The organism is Amycolatopsis sulphurea (assembly GCF_002564045.1).
GTDB classification, from domain to species: domain Bacteria; phylum Actinomycetota; class Actinomycetes; order Mycobacteriales; family Pseudonocardiaceae; genus Amycolatopsis; species Amycolatopsis sulphurea.
In genome coordinates this window covers 786,769-805,412 of record NZ_PDJK01000002.1, presented here as the reverse complement: position 1 = coordinate 805,412, position 18,644 = coordinate 786,769, and the positions used below count along the sequence as shown (strand labels likewise).

The following is an 18,644-nucleotide window of genomic DNA, read 5'->3' as shown; positions in this document are numbered from 1 at the left end:
TGTGGAGGGCGGGCTGGTGTTCATGAGGTCCTCTCGTGATGCTGCGTGAGATATGCGGCGTGATGATCGTGTGGGTGACTGGACCGGTTTCAGGTCTGTGAAGGGGCCCTTCACAGACTCAGAGTCCGTGAAGGGCCCCTTCACAGACCTCCGTATCGGCGTTCGCGAGGTCCGCGTTCAGGTGCGCGCCGGCCAGGGCGCCGGCCGCGGCGGAGGCGCCGACCTGGGCGGACGGGTCCGCCGCGTTGCCCGCGATCCACACGCCGGGCACCTCGGTCGTGCCGGCGATGCCGGTGACGAAACGACGGCCCCATCCGCCGGGCAAGTCCTCAAGCGGCAAGCCGAGGCCGTCGAGACCGTCGGTGCGGACCAGCATCTTGGTGGCTACGGCCAGGACGCGCCGGGGAATCACCCGCCCGTCGGCCAGCCGGACGCCGGTGATGCCGTTCGCGCCGGACTCGACCTCCTCGACCGGGGAGTCCACGACCTCGATGCCGCGGGCGGCGAACCGGGCGCGGGTGTCGTCGTCCAGGTCGGTGCCGCGGGTGAAGTACGCCAGGTCCTCGGTCAGCTGCCGGAACAGCAGCGCGTGATGCACCGACGCCGGCCCGACGGCCAGGATGCCGATGGGCTCGTCCCGCACCTCCCAGCCGTGGCAGTACGGGCAGTGCACCACGCCGTGCCCCCAGTGCTCGGCGAGCCCGGGAATGTCGGGGAGCGCGTCCCGCACCCCAGTGGCGACCAGGACCCGGCGCGCCCGGAAAGACCGGCCGTCGGCGAGGGTGATCGTGAAGCGCGGGTCGCCGTCCGGCTCCGCAGGGACGGCGGAGACCACTTCGCCGGACACGATCCGGCCGCCGTAGCCGGTCACTTCGTCCCGTCCGCGGCGCAGCAGTTCGCCCGGCGGCGTACCGTCCAGGCCGAGCAGGCCGTGCACGCCTTCGGCCGGTGCGTTACGCGGAGTGCCGCTGTCGATCACGACCACCGAACGGCGGGAGCGGGCCAGCATCAGCGCACCGCTGAGGCCCGCGGCACCCCCGCCGATCACCACGGCGTCGATCGTCTCGTTCCCGGCGGTCCTCTCGGGCATGGCCGCCTCCTTTCGTCGCCCCGACGCTAAGCTCGACTTGCGGTATGGGCATAAGCTTTTGCCTATGACGCAAGACGACGGTGAACTGGACAGCCTGGTGCGCAAACGCATCCGCGCTCTGCGGGTCGCGCAGGGCTGGTCGCTGGAGGAACTCGCGGAACGGGCACACCTCAGCCCGTCCTCGCTCAGCCGGATCGAGAACGGGCAGCGCCGCCTCGCGCTGGACCAGCTCGTCACGCTCGCCCGTGCCCTGGACACGTCGCTGGACCAGCTCGTGGAGATGGACACCCAGGACGTGCTCTCGAACCCGATGATCGACGGTGCGCACGGGGTGATGCGGTGGCCGATCAAGGCGGATCCGGGCCTGACCGTGATCCGCCAGCGCATGACGAACCCGCCGCCGGACAGCCCGGCGCGGATGCGCGCGCACCCCGGCCGCGAATGGCTCGTCGTGCTCTCCGGCGTCGCCGTGCTGTTGCTGGGCAACCGGCGATTGCGTGTGGAGACCAATCAGGCCGCCGAATTCCCGACCATGCTGCCGCATGCGATCGGCACCGCCGGGGGACCGTGCGAGATTCTCGGCATCTTCGACCGCGACGCCCGCCGTGGCCACAAAGGCGAGCCACAGCCGGACTGACTCGCGGGGAAATGCGTGTCGGGCAGCGCCCGGGACCATCGTCTTGCCAAATACGCAAATGGCTGTGCCACAGGCGCACGATCTTCCTACCTTGGCCGTATGACGCACACCGCCCACGACCACGCCGCCGCCCAAGGTGCCGCCCACCAGCACGCCACCCACCAGCCAGGCTCCCACGCGGATCTCCTCGACCTGGACGCCGAAGTCCTCGCGGACCACACCGCCTCGATCACGGCCTGGCTGCCCGTCGACGCGGCGCCCCGGCGGATCGTGGACCTCGGCGCCGGAACCGGCGCCGGCACCTTCGCCCTGCTCGCCCGTTTCCCCGAGGCACACGTGACCGCCGTGGACGCTTCGGCCGACCACCTGCAGCGCCTTCGGGAAAAGGCCCGTGAACAGGGCGTCGCCGACCGCGTGCGCACTGTCCAAGCCGACCTGGACGCCGGATGGCCGGATCTCGGACGGCCCCAGATGATCTGGGCATCCGCGTCTTTGCATCATCTGGCCGCGCCCGAACAGGCTCTCCGCCAGGCCCACGACCTGCTCGCGCCCGGGGGACTGCTGGTGGTCGTCGAGCTGTCCGGGTTCCCGCGATTCCTGCCCGCCGACGCCCCGGAGTCACGACCTGGCCTGGAGGAGCGTTGTCACCAGGCGGGCGAGCACCAGCACGGCGGGCATCTGACGCACCGCGGCGCCGACTGGGGTCCGATGCTCACGTCAGCTGGGTTCACCATCGAAGGCGACCGCACGATCGCCGTCGACGTCAAGGGTGCCCGTTCCGAAGCGGTCGGCCGCTACGCGCTCAACAGTCTGCAACGCATGCGCGGCACCGTTGCCGAGCAGCTGTCCGCGGAAGACCTCGCTGCGCTGGACGAACTTCTCGACACCGAAGGCCCAGGGAGCCTCCTGCGGCGGCCGGACCTCGGCGTCCGCACCGAACGCCAGGTCTGGGCCGCCCGCCGTCCCGCGCCCGCCGAATACACGGAGTGGCGTAAGGCGCGTTGGGAAGAGGTCGCCGGACCCAACGGCAAGGTGAAAGTCGTTGCGAAGGCCTTTGTAACCGGTCGTGACCCGCAGACTTTCGAAGGCATCCCGGGGGAGTGGGCCACTACCGAAACGGGTGCCTTGATGGTGTCCGCCGCGGCTGGAGACGGGGTGAAGGTCGGCGGCATCGCGGTCGCGGGCACGGCCGAAGTCCCGTCCGGCACCCCGCTGGAATTTCCCGGCGGCCAGGCGGGTTTCGCCGGCGGTGCGGACGGTAGCTACGGCCTGATCGTGACCGACGAAGCCGCGCTCGTCCGGTCCGGGATCACCGGGATCGAGCGGTACCCGTACGACCCGGCCTGGGTCTTCCAAGGCGAGTACCGCGAAGCTCCGGAAGGACGCCGCATCGAGGTGCCCCGGCTGACGGTGCCCCGCAGCCCCGGAACCTTTTCCGCACCGGTCGACCTGGCGATCACCGTGAACGGCACCGAATACGTACTGACGGTGATCGAGGAAGTGCCGGGACAGGCGCAGGTGATCTTCACCGATCTGACGAACGGCGACACCACTCCGGACATCGGCCGCTGGCTGGTCCTCCCGCTGGGTGCGCCCGGCACCACCCTGACGGTCGACTTCAACCGGGTCACGCTCTCGCACCACCACCTGGCCCCGCCCGTGTTCACCTGCCCCCTCGCCCCGGACGGCAACCACCTGCCGATCCGGATCGAAGCCGGCGAGCGCGCGCTCGTCCGCCACCGGTAATCCCGCCGGTAGATCCCGAATACAGCCAGTAATCCCGAGTACCGAAGGAGAACGACACACCGTGAGCCAAGACCTGAAAGCCACCGCGGCCGGCTACCTGCGACACCTGGAGAACCAGGAGTGGTCCGCCGCCCGCGCCCTGTGCGCCGGCACCGCCACCGTCTGGCACAACGACGGCAAGGGCGACGAGACGATCGACGAGAACATCAACGGCATGAAGGCCAAGATCGGGAGCATCGAGCTGATGCGGTACGAGATCGTCCGCCAGCTCGCCGAGCCCGGCGAAGTGCTGCAGCAGCACACCGTGCACGTGGCCAGCACGGACGGCATACGCGGCGAAGTGCACGCCGCGGTGTACTTCCGCTTCGATGACGGCCTGATCACCCGGATCGAGGAGTACGCGAACTTCGTGCCCGCCCAGCAGGGCTGACCAGGCACGGCCGGGGCCGGGGGCAGCCGCTCCTGCCCCCGGCAAGCAGGCGGACGGCTGATCTGTCAAGCAATCTCACCCAACTTCCCGGGATGCGGATAGTAGTGCACGCAACCGGGTGACCGTGCGAACCTCCGGGGACCAGCCGTTTCCGAAAGGGCACCCCCGTGCGCACGTTCCCGAGATCCCGCCTGCTCGTCGCCACACTCGCCGCGCTCAGCGTGGTGGCCGGCTGTTCGCGGGCCGACCGCGTGGAGGACACGGCGAACCAGGGCGCCGCCGCCGAGGTGCGGGTCGGCTTCTTCCCGAACGTCACCCACACGCCTGCGCTGGTGGGAGTCAAGAAGAACTTCTTCGCCCAGAACCTGGGTGGCACAAAGCTGACCACGCAGACGTTCAACGCCGGACCCGCCGAGGTCAACGCACTGCTCGGCAACTCACTCGACGTGGCCTTCCTCGGCTCCGGACCGGCGATCAACGGGTTCATCCAGTCGAAGGGCGCCATCCAGCTGGTCGCCGGTGCGGTCTCCGGTGGCGCGCAGCTCGTCGTCAAGCCGGACATCACCTCCGTGGACGGGCTCAAGGGCAAGAACCTCGCGACCCCGCAGCTGGCCAACACCCAGGACGTCGCGCTGAAGAAGTTCCTCGCCGGGCACCACCTGACCGGACAGGTGCAGGTGACCAACACCGAAAACCCGAAGACGCTCGACGCGTTCCGCAAGGGTCAGGTGGACGGCGGATGGCTGCCCGAGCCGTGGTCGTCGCGCCTGGTGCTCGACGCGGGCGCGAAGGTGCTCGTGGACGAGAAGAGCCTGTGGCCGCAGGGCCGGTTCCCGACCACCGTGGTCGTGGTGCGCAGCGAATTCCTCAAGCAGCACCCGGACACCGTGCGCGCGCTGCTGAAGGGCGAGCTGCAGGCGATCGACTGGGCGAAGCAGAACCCGGCCGAGGCCAAGACCGTGGTGAACAACGCGCTCAAGGAACTGTCCGGCAGCACGCTCAGCCCGGCGGTGCTCGACCGCGCGTTCTCGAACATCGAGCTGACCACCGACCCGATCGGGGCGCAATTCCCGCAGCTGGCCCAGGATTCGGTCACCGCGGGCGTCGTGGATGCGGTGGTGGACCTCAAGGGTTTCGCCGATTTCGGCCCACTGAACGACGTGCTGAAGGCACAGCAGCTGCCCGCCGTCTCGGCCCCGCAACTGGCCAAGTGACGTCTCGATCGGAAGGCGATTCGCGATGACCACCACCCTCCCCGGCGCCGCCGCCGTCACTTCCGCCGCCGTGCACCTCGACCGCGTGCGGAAGGTGTTCGGCACGGGCGGAAACGCGGTGCAGGCGCTCGACGGCGTCGACCTGACGGTGGCGCCGGGAGAGTTCGTCTGCCTGCTCGGTGCTTCCGGGTGCGGCAAGAGCACGCTGCTGAACCTCGTGGCCGGGCTGGATCAGCCGTCCGCCGGGCGGATCACGCTCAGCACGTCGCGGCCGGCGGTGATGTTCCAGGAAGCCGCGCTGATGCCGTGGCTGACCGCGGCGCGGAACGTCGAATTGCCGTTGCGGCTGGCCGGTTTCGGCCGCGCCGAGCGCCGGGAGAAGGCGACCGGGCTGCTCGAACTGGTGCGCCTCGGCGGCGCCGGGAGCAAACGCCCGCACGAGCTGTCCGGTGGGATGCGGCAGCGGGTCGCGCTGGCCCGGGCGCTGGCCGCGACGCACCGCGTCGGCAGCGACGACGAACAATCCTTGCTGCTGATGGACGAACCGTTCGCCGCGCTGGACGCGATCACCCGGGACGTGCTGCAGGGCGAGCTGATGCGGGTGTGGCGCAGCACCGGTACGTCGGTGCTGTTCGTGACGCACGACGTGCGTGAGGCGGTGCGGCTGGGCCAGCGGGTGGTGCTGCTGTCCTCCCGCCCGGGCCGGGTGGTGCGCGAGTGGCGGGACGTGCAGTCGTCGGACGCGGCGCAGCTCGCCGAGGAGATCACGGCGGATCTGCGTGAGGTGATCTCTACCCATGCCGCGGCCTGAGCAGGCGGGCACGGACCTCGACGAGGCGGTCGGCGCCGGGCTGGACCGGCTCGACACCCCGGCCGGCCCGCGCCCGCCCTCGTTCGGACGCCGCTTCGTGCGGGGATTCCTGCCACCGGCCGGCGCACTCGTGCTGTTCGTGGTGCTGTGGCAGGTCCTGTGGGCCGCGGCGTTCTGGCCGGAGACCACGCTGCCCGCACCGTCGGCGGTGTGGGACGAGTTCCGCAACACGGTCGCCGACGGTTCGGTGTTCGGTTTCATCTGGACCTCCGTGCACCGTGCCGCTCTGGGCTTCGCCGCCGGGGTGCTGATCGGCACGCCGCTGGGGATCCTGGTGGCGAAGGTGCGCGCGGTGCGGGCCGCGCTCGGGCCGTTGCTGAGCGGGTTGCAGAGCCTGCCGTCGGTGGCATGGGTGCCCGCCGCGGTGATCTGGTTCGGCATCAACGACGGGGCGATCTACTTCGTGGTGCTGCTCGGCTCGGTCCCGTCGATCGCGAACGGCCTGGTGTCCGGGATCGACCAGATCCCGCCGATCCTGCCGCGGGTGGGCAAGGTGATGGGCGCGGGCAGGCTGGCCGCCGCCCGGCACATCCTGCTGCCCGCCGCGTTGCCGGGGTTCCTCGCCGGGCTGAAGCAGGGCTGGGCGTTCTCCTGGCGGTCGCTGATGGCCGCCGAGCTGATCGCGCGCTCGCCGAGCCTCGGCGTCGGCCTCGGTACCTATCTCAACGACGGTTCCTCGTACAACTCGATGCCGAAGGTGATCGCGGCGATCTTCCTGATCTTGCTGGTGGGAGTGGCGATCGAACTGCTGGTGTTCCGCCCGCTGGAACGCTCGGTGCTGCGCGCCCGGGGGCTGACGGCCTCGCTCTGACCGCCTGCGTGACCCTCAGTGAGCGGGCGCCGGTGGCACCCGCCAGAATGCCCGATCATGGTCGCCGGGTTGTTCGCGTTGTGCACTGTCCTGATTTTCGTGGCGCGCTTCATCCGTGAACCACGGCGGCTGGGGAACGCGGTGTGGTTCGCCATCGCGCTGCTGTTCACCGGGATGTGGCTGATCGGCCTGCTGCGCGGTGTCGGCTGGGTGCAGACCGTAGTGGTACTGGTGATCATGCTGCTGGCCGCGCTGGCCGCGCTCCTGCTGCCGTGGGCACTGATCGCGAACGGCGTGGTGATGCTCATCCGCGAAGGCCGCAGTCCGGCGAACTTGCTGTCACTGCTGGCCGGCCTGGCAATGCTCGGCATCTTCGCGCTGACGCTGAGTTCGCTGTTCTTCGAGCAGGAGGTCTGGCTGCTCACCGTGGCCGTCTCGGCGCTGCTGGTCGCCGGTTACCTGGCCTTCGTCTTCAGCGGGTTGCTGCTGTACTCCGCGCTCTACAGCCAGATGAACCGCCGCGCCGGCGCAGGCGCCGTGATCGTGCTCGGCTCCGGCCTGCTCGGTGACCGGGTGCCTCCGCTGCTGGCCAGCCGGCTCGACCGGGCCGTCCAGGTCGCCGAGCGCTCCCCGGACGCCCTGCTGGTCGTCTCAGGCGGCCAGGGCTCGGACGAACTGACCTCCGAAGCGGCGGCGATGGGCCGCTACCTGATCGACGCCGGCGTCCCCTCGTCCCGCGTCGTGCTCGAAGACCAGGCCACCACCACGGAGGAAAACCTGCGCTACAGCGTGAATCTGCTCGCGGCCCGCGGATTCGAAGGCCGCATGCTGGCGGTGACGAACAACTATCACGTGTTCCGCACCGCCGTGCTGGCCCGGCGCCTCGGCCTGAAACTGGACGTGATCGGCGCGAAGACCGCCTCCTACTTCGTGCCGAGCGCCTTCCTGCGGGAGTTCGTGGCCTTGCTGGTGCAGTACAAGAAGACGAACGTCGCCGCCCTGGCGGTGCTGGGCGGGGGGCCGCTGTTGCTGATGCTGCTGATCACGGCGTGGGCCGACGGTGGGTTCGGCGTGCCGTGATCCGTCCGGTTTGGACGATGACGGCGAAGCCGGCGGTGGCGAGCGCGTCCAGGATGAGGCTCGCCGGGCCGGGCACCCAGCGGAAGTTGATCGCGATGTAGACCGCGAAGAGCAGGCCGATCCAGAGCCTTGTCCGGTCGTTGTGGTGTCGGTCGAAAGTGAGCGCGACGACGGCGAGGACCACCGGCGCGAGCATCACGAACACCCGGCTGGTGTCGGTGGCGAGGAATCGCCCGGCGAGGCAGCAGGCGAACAGCCAGAGCCCGGCGACCAGCAACGGGTCGCGGAGGCCGTGGAGCCGGTGGCTGCGGTAGAGGCCGTAGGCGAAGATGAGCCAGAAGAAGTGGAACGTGGCGAAAATGGCGAGCTGGACGTTGCCCTTGCTGTCGGCCAGGGCGAAGCGGACGTTGTCGAGAATGCCGGCGTTGGCCTGTCCGGTCCCGAATCCGTAGTCGCCGCCGATGAGATGCTGAGCCCAGATGCGATAGCCGATGTACGCGGCGACGGCGATGAGCGTGGCGGCGAGCCCGGCCAGCACCTGACGGTCACGGAGTGATCGTTGCCGCGTCCAGGTGAGCAGCGGGTACAGCGGGGCGAGCAGGAGCGTGGTCTCCTTGTTGACCGAGCCGATGATCACCACCGCCGTGAAGAGGACGAGCCGGCCGCGCAGGGCGAGCCAGAGCGCGATCATCGTGAGCAGGTTGGTGAGCGGGTCGACGAGTGCGATGTTGCAGAGAGGGTAGAGCGCGTACCAGAAAGTACAGGCGAGCGCGGTCGCGGTGAGGGCCGCGGTGAACAGCTGGAGCCCGAGGTGGTTCCAGAGGAATTCGAAGAACACCAGGATCGCGGCGAGCGTGGTGACGGTGGTGAGGGCGAGCCAGAGGGTGTCGAGGGAGAGCCCGGTGAGCAGGTGGGCGCGGTGCACGAGCCAGGGGCTGAGCATCCGCAGCGCGAACGGATTGTCGACCGGGGCGCCGGTCTGCTCGGACATCCGGTAGTAGTTCAGTGCGTCGCCGAACAGACGGGTGTGCGCCTCGCGCTGGGCGTCGGCGTGGGAGATCACGTTGATCAGCGTGACGGCGGTGAGTGCGAGGTAGGTCCAGACCCGCTGCGTGGTGCGGGTACCTCGCGGGCGTCTGAGGGTGCCGTCGGAGACTGCGGTCATGAAAGGAGCTTTTCCTCGGAGAGATAGAGAATGGGATGATGACGGCGTGATCCCCGGGCGGCGGATCTTGCCCAAGGCTGTCCGGGTGGGGCCTGCCGCCCGGGGCCCCACCCGGGTGCTGCGGGTCAGCGCGGGGCGCAGGCGTTGCGTTCGGCCTCGACGTCGCTGAACTTCTGCCATCCGCCGTTGCCGACCGTGGTCGGGCCGGGTGCCCAGGTTTCGGTGTAGGGCAGATACCGGTACCAGCGCAGGTCGCCGCTGGTGGTCACGGCGTAGAGGACGTCTGCGCCCGCGGACGAGATGCGGGTGAACGCGTTCCAGCCGCCGTCGCCGACGAGCTTCTTCGTCCACTGGTGGGTCTTCTCGTCCCAGACGTGGCGGTAGAGCCGTCCGTCGCCGGTGCGGCCGTAGAGCACGCCATCACCCGCTCCAGTGATCAGCGTGTAGTCGTTCCAGCCGGTGTCGACGGTCTTGGTGTCCCAGGTCCTGGTGGCGGTGTCGTAGCGGCCGCGCACGAGGGTGCCGTCGGGGTTGATCAGGTAGACGTCGCCGCGGCTGTCGATGGTGATCAGGTTGTGGTTGCTCGCCTTGTCGAGCCCGTTCCATCCGGTCGCGACGAGCGTGCGGGAATCGTCGGACCAGGCCGTACCGGTCCACCGGTAGCGGTAGACATCGCCGTTCGCGCGGATGCCGTAGAGCAGACCGTCCGGCCCGGCGAGTACGCGGACGTAGGCCGACCAGCCGCCGCTTCCGATCACGGACTGCGTCGCCCCCAGCGGCCCGCCGTTGGCCGGGTCGGGGTGCCCGTAGAGCAGAAGGTCGTTGCTGACCGCGAAGATCGGCACCGTCGCCCGGCACTTGATCGCCAATTCCGGTGCCTGGGAACGGATCCAGCCGACGATGTCGTCGGTGCGCGCCTCGGTGCTGCCCGCCTGCTCTCCGGTGACGGTGAGGCAGCCGTGTTGCCAGGACCGGGAGTTGATGCCGACCAGTTCGAGCTTGTCGTCCCCGGCTTTCGCGAGTGCGGGACCGCCGGCGTCACCCTTGCACGTGTCGTGCCCATCGGCGTTGGTCAGCGAGAGCGCGGTATCGGTCACCGACGCCGTTTTGAACGGCGAGCTGGAAGCCTTGTCCGGAACCCAGGTGTCCGCGGTCCGCCCATATCCGGCGACAGTCAGAGTGTCGCCCGCGGCCGGTGCTTTCGCACTCAGCGCGACCGGGGTGACCGTCGTGATCGGGGTGGCCAGTTTGGCCAGCACCAGGTCCCGGTCCGTCCGGGGGATCAGGTTGGTGACCTGGCTGGTCTTGCCGCCGGCTGTGACCGTTACCGGGCTGCTCGGCGCCCCTGATCCGGTAGGTACGCACGTTCCGGCGGTGATGACCCACTCCGGGCCGGCCAGGACACCGCTGCAGCCGTGCCCATCGGCGGAGACCCGTGCGATGAAGTCGTAGGTCTTGAGGGGTATTTCGGTGCCACCACTGAGGGCTGTCGCGGGGGCTGCGGCGAGAAGGCAGGTGGTGATCAGGCCGGTGGTGATCAGGGCGGCGGAAAGGATCGCCGATCTTCGGAAGAATACCGGGTGGGCGTTCACTTCATGACTCTCTTCGACTCCGGGATCTGCATGGTTGCGTAGGTTGGTGTACCGGTCACTTCGAAGCAGGCGTTGTCGGCCTTGATCCCACAGCTCTGCGCGACGACGAGGTTGTCACCGGAGGCGCAGTCGGCCGGCATCCGGCCAGAAGAACAACGCGCCACAGTCGTTTCTCGGCACTGGAAGGTGTCGAGGGAAATGGTGCCCCACAAGCGCGTGAACAACAGCAAAAATTCTCCCGTTGGTGAACTCTATGGTTCGCTGATACCAGGAGTATTTCTGTAAAGTTGATTTTCGGCAATTGTGCTTCCGGTTGCCTTGCGGGCGGAACGTTCTCCCCTCCGGTGTTCCGAGCGTCCTGATCCCGGTTTACTGGAGTGTTTTGCGAAATCCGGGGTTTCCGGTCTCGGGTGATCAGGATTTCGTAGTGATCTCCACGAGAGTGGTGGGTGCATGCTGGTTGTCGACGCCCTCCCCGAACGGGGTGTACTCTCTCGGCTTCAAGGTGTGGTCCTCGGTTTTCCCGTAGTCGGTCAGCCGCATGCCGACCGTGTGAGAGTCGGCTTTGCCGAGGTACACTCTGGGAATTTCGGCGGTCAGCCAGCCATCCGGTCCCGTGGAGCGAAAGCAGACTGTGCCGATCTCGCGTGAGCGGACTTCGATGACATTCTCGCCGCAGTCGGCGAGTAAGATTTTTCCGTTTCCCTGGAGGAGTTTCACATGCTTGAGGCTTATTCACGGCACCTGAGATTGCCGTTTCCGGCGTGTCAACATCAACGGCGGCCCGTTTATTGAGAGAATTGGGTTTCCACACTCAGTACTCACAAAAACGGACCGCCTGACATGTATCATACCACTGGACTTACCATCGAGCAGATCACCGACCTGTGCGGGTTGGTCGACATGGATACCACAGCTGAGCAGCGTAGGTGGCCACCGATTCTGGGCCTGTTCAACTCGGCGGTGATCGCGCTGACATACATGCGATGCAATCGGGTTCAGGCCGAACTGGCGGAAGCGTACGAGGTATCTCAACCGACAATCAGTCGTGCGATCACCGGAATGACGCCGCTGATAGAACGTGTTCTCAGGAAGTTCGTGCCGACGGCGGACGAATTGGACGACCAGACGCAGTACATCGTAGACGGAACCCTGCTGCCGTGCTGGTCATGGGCCGATCGCCCGGAGCTGTACTCCGGCAAGCACAAGACGACCGGCATGAACGTACAGATCGCTTGCACCCTTGACGGACGACTCGCGTGGATCTCCGATCCCATCGAAGGACGCCGGCACGACACGTACTGCCTGAAGGAATCCGGGGCGCTTCTGGCTCTGAATCCGGACAACTGGATGGGCGACAAAGGATACGTGGGAAATTATATGCTCACCCCGATCAATAAGTCGAAGCACCGCAAGCTCTTGGACTGGGAGAAGGAATTCAACACCCAGATCAGCAAGATTCGCTACGTCATCGAGCAGACCATCGCCAACGTCAAAACCTGGAGGATCCTGCACGCCGACTACCGACGGCCCATTGAGACCTTCGCGGAAACCATCTCAACGGTAATCGCTCTGCACTTCTATGCGGCTGCCTGAATAACCCTCCTTGTGGGCGAGGATCGCGTCCCTGTCGGGGTAGTTGTAGTCTTCGATCAGTGACGAAGGTTCACTGGGGCCTCCGTCGCGGGCGGCGATGCCGCCGTGTGCGACACCTGCGCTGATGAGGGCGATTGCGGCCGTCATGGTGACGGCTGCGGCCCAGGCGGCGACACCTTTCACCCCTCGTGCACGCGATTCTCGCACCACTGTATTCCCCACCTTGCTCCCCCGTGCCCTCATCAGATTCGTCAAAACGCAAAAAGTTACGGTCTGTGACAATCTAGCACTCGCCGGAGGATTCGGGCAATGCGATCCGAAGCACAGAGGGGGAGTGTAACGACCGTCGCGGCTGTGTCGATGACGGGTTAATTGGTTTGACTCTCTGGGATTCGGGTGTTGTTGTTGCGCGTCCGATCGTTCTCGCGTGCTGAGGCCGCGGTATTCCCAGGACCTACGTTGACGTTCCGGCTCCCGACCGGGGAGTGGATGGATGCGCGCGGCAGGAGCGCGAGAGGCAAGGAGGGCGCGTGGGCGCCGGGGGAGACTGCACAAAAAACCTGAGTCGCGGGGTGCGATGCCGGGCGGTTGCGTCCGCCGTGCTTGCCGTCGTGGCGGCGATCGCGGGATGCCAGATCCCTGCCGAAGCCGCCGAGACCCATTCACCGGTGTACCGGATGAGCGGTGCGGGCGCTGCGGATTCGGTTCGCCTCGCCGATGTGCCCGGGGGAACGTCGGCCACGGATCGGGAGAAGCTGGTCCACGCCTGGCTGATCGGCGGGGAACAGGTCCGTGAGCGAGCCGGGCGAGTGTTGGTCGGCACCGATACGGACATAGCGGAGTTCTTGCGGCAGGATCTGGCCGCCGCACAGCAGATCGACGACGAACTGCAGGTCTCCCGGATGCTGGCCGGCGGGGGTCCGGCGATCAAGGATGCCGCGGCCAAGGCTCTCGACGGCGGACCTTCGGCGGTGCGTGCGTTTCTCGCTTCCGGGTGGGCGGCGCCCTATCAGACGGACACGGAGATCGAGGTGTCCCGGGTGCTTGCCGCAGGTGGGCCTGGAGTGAGAGAAGCAGCGTCGAAGGCGCTCGACGCGCATTCGTATCCGGCGTTGGAAGAGTTTCTGCGGCACGGGCAGTTCGCTGCTCGCGAAGACGATGACCGGGTACGGGCCACGCAGATCATGTCTGCCGGTGGCCCGGAAGTGAAGGCTGCGGCGGCTCGTGCGTTCGACGACGGGTCGTACGCGGCGATTACCGAGTTCCTTACCCGTGACCAGTTCGTCGCCGCGGATAGGGATAAGCAGACCCAGACCGTGGCCGGTTTGGCCGAGGTCGCGAAGCAAGCACAGCTGCAGGCTGCGGCCGAAACCAACGCCGCGAAAGCGGCGTCGGAGCGGGCTGTCGAGGCCGCTGCGATGGCGAAGCAAGCGGCCGAGCGTGCCGCACGGGAAGCAGATGCCGCGCGGGGCGACGCCGGTCGCGCAGCCGGTGCGGCGTCGCGCGCCGCGAATGCCGCACAGGGCGCCGCGTCTGCTTCTGCCCAGGCGGTGTCGGCGGCGAGCACAGCGCACGCCGCAGCCATGGCCGCGGTCGGTGCCGCGCAGCGCGCCGCCTCGGCCGCGGTTCTGGCCGGAAACGCGGCTTCGGCCGCGTACCGGGCTGCGAATGCCGCACACGCTGACGCGGGACAAGCGGCCGCCGCCCGCCAGGCCGCCCAGGGTGCGCGGGATGCCGCGCAAGGCGCAAGGACCGCGGCCGAAGCCGCCGGGGATGCCGTGGGCGCGATCTTGGGTGCGCTCGGCGCGGCTCGCTCCGCGGCCTCGGCGGCCGGTAACGCCGCAGCCGCGGCCGATGCGGCCGCCCGCGCCGGACAGGCAGCCGGTGTCGCCACGAACGAGGCTGCCCGGGCGAAGGCCCAGGCCGCGACCGCGAAGGCCGCCGCAGGCCGGGCGAACCGGGCGGCGAACTCGGCGCAGCGGCTGGCCAACGCCGCTGCCGCCAACGCCAGGGAGGCACGCTCGGCGGCGGCCGGGGCGGCCGAGCACGCCGACGCTGCCGCGCAAGCCGCGGACGAGGCCGCCCAACATGCCGGGGAAGCCCAGCACGCGGCCGAAGACTCGGCCCGGCACGCCGATGCGGCGAAGAGCGCAGCCGACGCCGCCTCTGCCACGGTCGATCAGGTCAACAAGGTTGTCGCGCTCGCCCGGGAGACCGAGGACGAGCAACTCGCGATCCGTGCCGAACAAGGCCGCGCCGACGCCCAGAAGGCCACCAGTGACCTGCGCGCGCAACCGGATCCCGGGGTCGAAGACGTGCTTCCGGCCGAGTCGACTCGTGATGCCGACGTCCGGGGCTGGCTCGCTACCGCCCGCACCACCACCGCACCTGCGGGGGACGCGGTGACTGCGGCGCGCAAGGCCGCGCTGCGACTGGCCGAGCGGAGCAGCCCCTGGACCGAACGCGCCGCCCGGACTGCGCTCGGTGGCACCGAAGCCGAGGTTCTCGCCTGGGCCACGACCGGTGTCGACACTGCCGCGGACCAGGACGACCGCGCCCCGTCGTGGCGATGGCCGCTCGCGGACCGGCCGCGCTCACCACGGCCGCCCAGCAAGCGCTCGGCGGTGATCATGCTGCTGTCGCCGCTTTTCTGGCCTTTCCGGATTATCCGGGCCGTCGGCAGGACGATGAAATTCAGGTCGCGCGCCTGTTGAACAATGCCCGCCCGGTCATGAAAGAGGCTGCGAGCAAGGCTCTCGACGGTGATCAGGCAGCTGTGACCGAGTTCCTCCGGCACGGCCAATACCGCGCGCGTGAAACCGATGACGACCTGCAGACAACCCAGGTCATGGCCGCAGGCGGACCCGAAGTCAAGACCGACGCGCAGATCGCGCTCGACGGCACTCCGCAGATGCGTCACGACTTCCTCGCCACTGGGCAGTACCGCGCTCGCCTGCGGGACCAGGCGCGTGATGCCCACCATGCGAGCATCGACCGGCTCGTTGCCGACGCCTCCCAGTCCGCCGCGCTTGCCCAGCAGCAGGCCGCCGAAGCCGCCCAGGCCGCCGCGGTCGCCCGGCACGCTGCCCAGGAAGCCGCCGGATACGCCGAACGAGCACGCCAGTCAGCCGACCGCGCCCGAGGCTACGCCGCCGATGCCGCACGCTCTGCCGACGCCGCCGGCAAATCGGCCGCAGCGGCCGCCGAGTCCGCACGGATTGCGCGCAACGCCGCCGCCCGAGCCACCGCGGACGCCAAGACCGCGGCAAACGCTGCTCAGCAGGCCGCTGCATCCGCAGCTCAGGCACGGTCCGCGGCGGCGTCCGCAGCAGCCGCGGCGGACCGCGCACGTCGCGCAGCACTCGACGCCGGAAAAGACGCCGCCGATGCCCGGAGGGCCGCTTCCGAGGCGATCCAGGCGTTTCTCGGGAAGTACCAGGCTGAGCAGGCGCATTCCGTTCCCAACGGCTCCGACCGCAGTGGCGGGCTGGGGATCAACCAGTATGAGTCCGGCACCTATGTGCTGAGGTTGGACGGCGTCTGTTATCTCAACGGCGTGCAGTTGCCGAGCAAGAACAAGCTCGGTACTGGATCTTGTGACGGTCTCGCCCACGATTTTGACATTTGGGTCACCGACTTGAACGTCCGATGGTCAGCTTTACCGGAAGGCCTCCAGGGCGCGAAATACCTGCTGGCCGAGTACTGCGCCGAACGACCTGCGGCGTGCGGTCCTGACCTGATCGCCACCCTTCCATTTCCTGACCGCCCCATTATCTACAAGGAGATGGGATTTGGGAACTTCCTGGGAAAGATCTTTCGGGGAACGGGTGGCGTGATCGCTCGAGGATCCCTGCCCGAGGCCCTCGGTCCAGCGAATAGTGCCCTCTATCGGCAAATGACCGAGATTCTCGGCACTGAAATGTCTAAGCCCTTTGTGAACGACCCGGATCTGGCGCGTATGATAGATAATCTATGGAGGTCAAACGCGGGATTCGCAAACGGCAGCACGGCTGCGGCCGCACGAGCCGAAAGAGCTCTTGGGAAATGGGGTATCCAGATAAAGGGAGCGGATCATGTAACAAAAGCGAAAAACTACATAGTCGGGCTGGAAAAATGGTTGAAGAACCGTGATTCGGAACTCGACCATGATGCCCAAGTTGTCAGGAATGTATTAAGGGACCTCAAGGATGCGGTGGGAGAATGAAAATCGACGACGACGGCGAGCAGTCAGTTTATGCGGTGGAGCCTGAGCCGGCATGGCTGCCTGAGTTGCTTGGGCTCCACCCGCTCCTGGCCGATGCTGACCGGAAGACCGTGGCGGACTGGCACCGGCCTCCGTTCCGTGACCCGACTTGGGAGCCACTCGACGAGGAGGCTCTGGAGCGTCAGCGAGGTTGGCAGTTGGCACATCCGCTCCCGCTCTATCTGCGGGTCGCAGAGTTGGCTCGTGTTCTGGTGCAATCCTGGGATCAGTTCGACGATGATGCTCGGCGCAACATTTTCTGCTATCTCGAAGAGATTCTCTGTGCAGGGCAGAAAGCTTGCAATGATCAAGATGTCTTGCATATGAGGATGAGTATGTTCGAAACGATGCACAATTTAGCCGAGCAGGCAGGCGAACCCCGTCTTCGAGAAATGTGGCGGTACTTGGGGGTGGAATCAGAGAAAAGAATGAGTGAGATGGGAAAACCTTAATAGCAGCTGGGGTTGCGCAGCTCGACCGACATTAATGAGGCGTCTCGTGCTTGCGATCGCCCGGGTGCGGGACGGTCCGGAATGTTCGTAGCCCAGGGGCACTCTTGGGTTCTGTGCTCTGATTTCGACCTCACTTCGACGGACGACGCCTGTGTGGAGGACGTCGCAGAGGCTCATCGACCGCTCGGATATCGAGGCGTTGTATGTGACAAAACTCGGTGTGCCAGAAGTTGAAGAGTCCGGCTATGTCACTCGATTAGATTTCACTGCGCGGCAGGATCAGGATGTCATTTCCCGGGCTCACCTGCGGGCCTTGGAAGCTGGGGTGAGCGCGGCATTAGCTCAGTGAGCTTTTCCGGGTAACGGTTGGTCGCTGTGGGTGATCATGTTGTGCGGTCGTGCTCGATGTGGAGGATGACGAGGGCGGCTGCGACGATGGTGCCGATCTTCCATGGACAGAGGCTGATGTTGAGCAGCGCCTTGAACGTGGTCTTCAGCAAGGAGTTTCCGCGTTCGCCGATCGCTCGTTTCCCGTTGTGGGCTTTGTTGTGGGTCTTCTGTTCCTTGGTGAGTTCGCCGCCTTTCGGTTTTTTGAACGCGACGGTGATGGTGTCGGCTTCACCTTCGTAGCCCAGGTCGCCCAGGGCGGGCGTGTTCTCGGCGATCCAGGTGGCCAGGGCGGGCAGGATCTCGGGGTGTTCGCGCAGTGCGGTGGTGTCGTGCTCGCGGCCCGGCCGCACGTCGGAGGTCCACAGGGGCCAGCCGTCGGGGGCGGTGATGACCTGGATGTTGCCGCCATGATTGGAGTGTTTGCCCGACCACCACAGGTCCACCCCGTCGGTGGGTCCGGGGGTGCGGACCCGGTCGGTCTCGATCAGGGTGCCGTCGATGGAAATGTGGCTGTGCCCGGCCATTTTCGCCGCCAGTAACGCTGACTCGAGCGCGGGTGCCTGGGCGGCGAGCACCGTGAACCCCTCCTCGAGATAGGTGTACACGGTGGACTTGCCGATCGCGTTGTCGACGGCGAGCTGCTTGACGCGAGTGCCGTCGAGAAACCAGCGCAGCACCAAGACCGCCTGCTTGAACGTCGTCAGAACCCGGCGATCTTTGCGGGTACCGCGCCGCACCCGTTCGGCGTGCAACAGGCTCGACAGGTACAGCACGGTCTGGTCGCGTACCGGCAAGGTCGCGGTGTATGACACACTCATCAGGCGCGGAACCTCTATGAAGTTGATCTGTGGTAGGACCAAATTCATACCGAGGTTCCGCGTCTTTACGTTGCACCACAACAACTTCGGCGTGTCACCACCGCCAGCAACGACCACACCCAGGCTGTCACCCAGCGTCACAGATGCTTACCCGGAAAGCCTCACTGCCTGCCGATTGCGGAACGGATGCAGGCATCGCGCGTTCGCGTCGTCGCGCCTGGCGGAGGCGTCGGATTCTGCGAGGTCGCCCTGTTGTCGGCGTCGCCGGTTGCCGAGGGCGCTGAGCCCGGGCATGAGTTGCGTCGTGCGGCGGATCGGCTGGCTACCCAGTTCGGGGTCAGCGAGCACGGGTTCGAGTTCCGCGATGGTCCGTACGGCCTGACCGGGGTCCTCGAGACTGAGCCGGCCGAATTCGCGCAAGGGCTCTTGCTGCGCGCTCTGTATGTTCGCGCAGACGATGACCCGCTCTACGTCGAGCCGGTGTACAACGAGAGCTGAACACGGTGCAG

Annotated in this window: 18 protein-coding genes; 12 read left to right on the top strand and 6 right to left on the bottom strand. The window is 67.2% G+C overall.

The genetic code is table 11. The features are described from left to right. Positions 1 to 118: 118 nt before the first annotated feature. Positions 119 to 1,090, bottom strand: coding sequence for an NAD(P)/FAD-dependent oxidoreductase (locus tag ATK36_RS09720; protein WP_098510960.1), 972 nt, complete (start codon positions 1,088 to 1,090; stop codon positions 119 to 121). 64 nt (positions 1,091 to 1,154) lie between these two features. On the opposite strand from ATK36_RS09720, the gene ATK36_RS09715 reads away from it, so the two are divergent. The 7 genes from ATK36_RS09715 (at position 1,155) to ATK36_RS09685 (ending at position 7,879) form a co-directional block, all read left to right on the top strand. Further along, positions 1,155 to 1,727 (top strand): helix-turn-helix domain-containing protein, encoded by a 573-nt coding sequence (locus ATK36_RS09715; protein ID WP_098510959.1) that lies wholly within the window; start codon positions 1,155 to 1,157, stop codon positions 1,725 to 1,727. A 99-nt stretch (positions 1,728 to 1,826) separates the two neighbouring features. After that, a complete protein-coding gene (locus ATK36_RS09710) occupies positions 1,827 to 3,473 on the top strand; it encodes a DUF1684 domain-containing protein (protein ID WP_098510958.1) in 1,647 nt (548 codons plus the stop codon). A gap of 61 nt (positions 3,474 to 3,534) precedes the next feature. Next, positions 3,535 to 3,903 carry a nuclear transport factor 2 family protein gene (locus tag ATK36_RS09705; RefSeq protein WP_098510957.1) on the top strand — a complete coding sequence of 123 codons (369 nt, stop codon included), beginning with the start codon at positions 3,535 to 3,537 and terminating at the stop codon, positions 3,901 to 3,903. A gap of 167 nt (positions 3,904 to 4,070) precedes the next feature. Next, a complete protein-coding gene (locus tag ATK36_RS09700) occupies positions 4,071 to 5,117 on the top strand; it encodes an ABC transporter substrate-binding protein (RefSeq protein ID WP_098510956.1) in 1,047 nt (348 codons plus the stop codon). Positions 5,118 to 5,142: 25 nt separating this feature from the next. After that, positions 5,143 to 5,928, top strand: a complete 786-nt coding sequence (locus ATK36_RS09695; protein WP_098510955.1) for an ABC transporter ATP-binding protein — start codon at positions 5,143 to 5,145, stop codon at positions 5,926 to 5,928. Beyond that, positions 5,915 to 6,799 (top strand): ABC transporter permease, encoded by an 885-nt coding sequence (locus ATK36_RS09690; protein WP_098510954.1) that lies wholly within the window; start codon positions 5,915 to 5,917, stop codon positions 6,797 to 6,799. The genes ATK36_RS09695 and ATK36_RS09690 overlap by 14 nt, the downstream gene beginning before the upstream one ends. A 57-nt stretch (positions 6,800 to 6,856) precedes the next feature. Then, positions 6,857 to 7,879, top strand: a complete 1,023-nt coding sequence (locus ATK36_RS09685) for a YdcF family protein (protein WP_098510953.1) — start codon at positions 6,857 to 6,859, stop codon at positions 7,877 to 7,879. Here the strand turns inward: ATK36_RS09685 and ATK36_RS09680 are convergent. The 4 genes from ATK36_RS09680 to ATK36_RS09670 form a co-directional block, all read right to left on the bottom strand. After that, on the bottom strand, positions 7,842 to 9,044 hold the full coding sequence (locus ATK36_RS09680; protein ID WP_098510952.1) for a hypothetical protein: 1,203 nt from the start codon (positions 9,042 to 9,044) through the stop codon (positions 7,842 to 7,844). The genes ATK36_RS09685 and ATK36_RS09680 overlap by 38 nt on opposite strands. A gap of 125 nt (positions 9,045 to 9,169) precedes the next feature. Continuing rightward, complete coding sequence (locus tag ATK36_RS09675; protein WP_098510951.1) at positions 9,170 to 10,636, bottom strand: tachylectin-related carbohydrate-binding protein; 1,467 nt, start codon at positions 10,634 to 10,636, stop codon at positions 9,170 to 9,172. After that, positions 10,633 to 10,866 (bottom strand): hypothetical protein, encoded by a 234-nt coding sequence (locus tag ATK36_RS31375; protein ID WP_141544404.1) that lies wholly within the window; start codon positions 10,864 to 10,866, stop codon positions 10,633 to 10,635. The genes ATK36_RS09675 and ATK36_RS31375 overlap by 4 nt, the downstream gene beginning before the upstream one ends. 184 nt (positions 10,867 to 11,050) lie before the next feature. Continuing rightward, a complete protein-coding gene (locus ATK36_RS09670) occupies positions 11,051 to 11,356 on the bottom strand; it encodes a hypothetical protein (protein ID WP_098510950.1) in 306 nt (101 codons plus the stop codon). A 123-nt stretch (positions 11,357 to 11,479) separates the two neighbouring features. Between ATK36_RS09670 and ATK36_RS09665 the strand changes: the two genes are divergently transcribed. From ATK36_RS09665 to ATK36_RS09650, 4 genes are all read left to right on the top strand, one after another. Beyond that, positions 11,480 to 12,232, top strand: a complete 753-nt coding sequence (locus ATK36_RS09665) for a transposase (RefSeq protein WP_245914554.1) — start codon at positions 11,480 to 11,482, stop codon at positions 12,230 to 12,232. Positions 12,233 to 12,831: 599 nt separating this feature from the next. Continuing rightward, positions 12,832 to 14,946, top strand: coding sequence for an ALF repeat-containing protein (locus ATK36_RS33425; RefSeq protein WP_098510949.1), 2,115 nt, complete (start codon positions 12,832 to 12,834; stop codon positions 14,944 to 14,946). A gap of 17 nt (positions 14,947 to 14,963) precedes the next feature. Continuing rightward, complete coding sequence (locus ATK36_RS09655; protein ID WP_245915354.1) at positions 14,964 to 16,436, top strand: ALF repeat-containing protein; 1,473 nt, start codon at positions 14,964 to 14,966, stop codon at positions 16,434 to 16,436. Beyond that, complete coding sequence (locus tag ATK36_RS09650) at positions 16,433 to 16,927, top strand: hypothetical protein (RefSeq protein WP_098510947.1); 495 nt, start codon at positions 16,433 to 16,435, stop codon at positions 16,925 to 16,927. The genes ATK36_RS09655 and ATK36_RS09650 overlap by 4 nt, the downstream gene beginning before the upstream one ends. Before the next feature lie 383 nt (positions 16,928 to 17,310). On the opposite strand, the gene ATK36_RS09645 is transcribed toward ATK36_RS09650, so the two are convergent. Next, positions 17,311 to 18,135, bottom strand: a complete 825-nt coding sequence (locus ATK36_RS09645; protein ID WP_098510904.1) for an HARBI1 family protein — start codon at positions 18,133 to 18,135, stop codon at positions 17,311 to 17,313. A 186-nt stretch (positions 18,136 to 18,321) separates the two neighbouring features. On the opposite strand from ATK36_RS09645, the gene ATK36_RS09640 reads away from it, so the two are divergent. After that, on the top strand, positions 18,322 to 18,633 hold the full coding sequence (locus tag ATK36_RS09640; RefSeq protein WP_098510946.1) for a hypothetical protein: 312 nt from the start codon (positions 18,322 to 18,324) through the stop codon (positions 18,631 to 18,633). Positions 18,634 to 18,644: the final 11 nt, after the last annotated feature.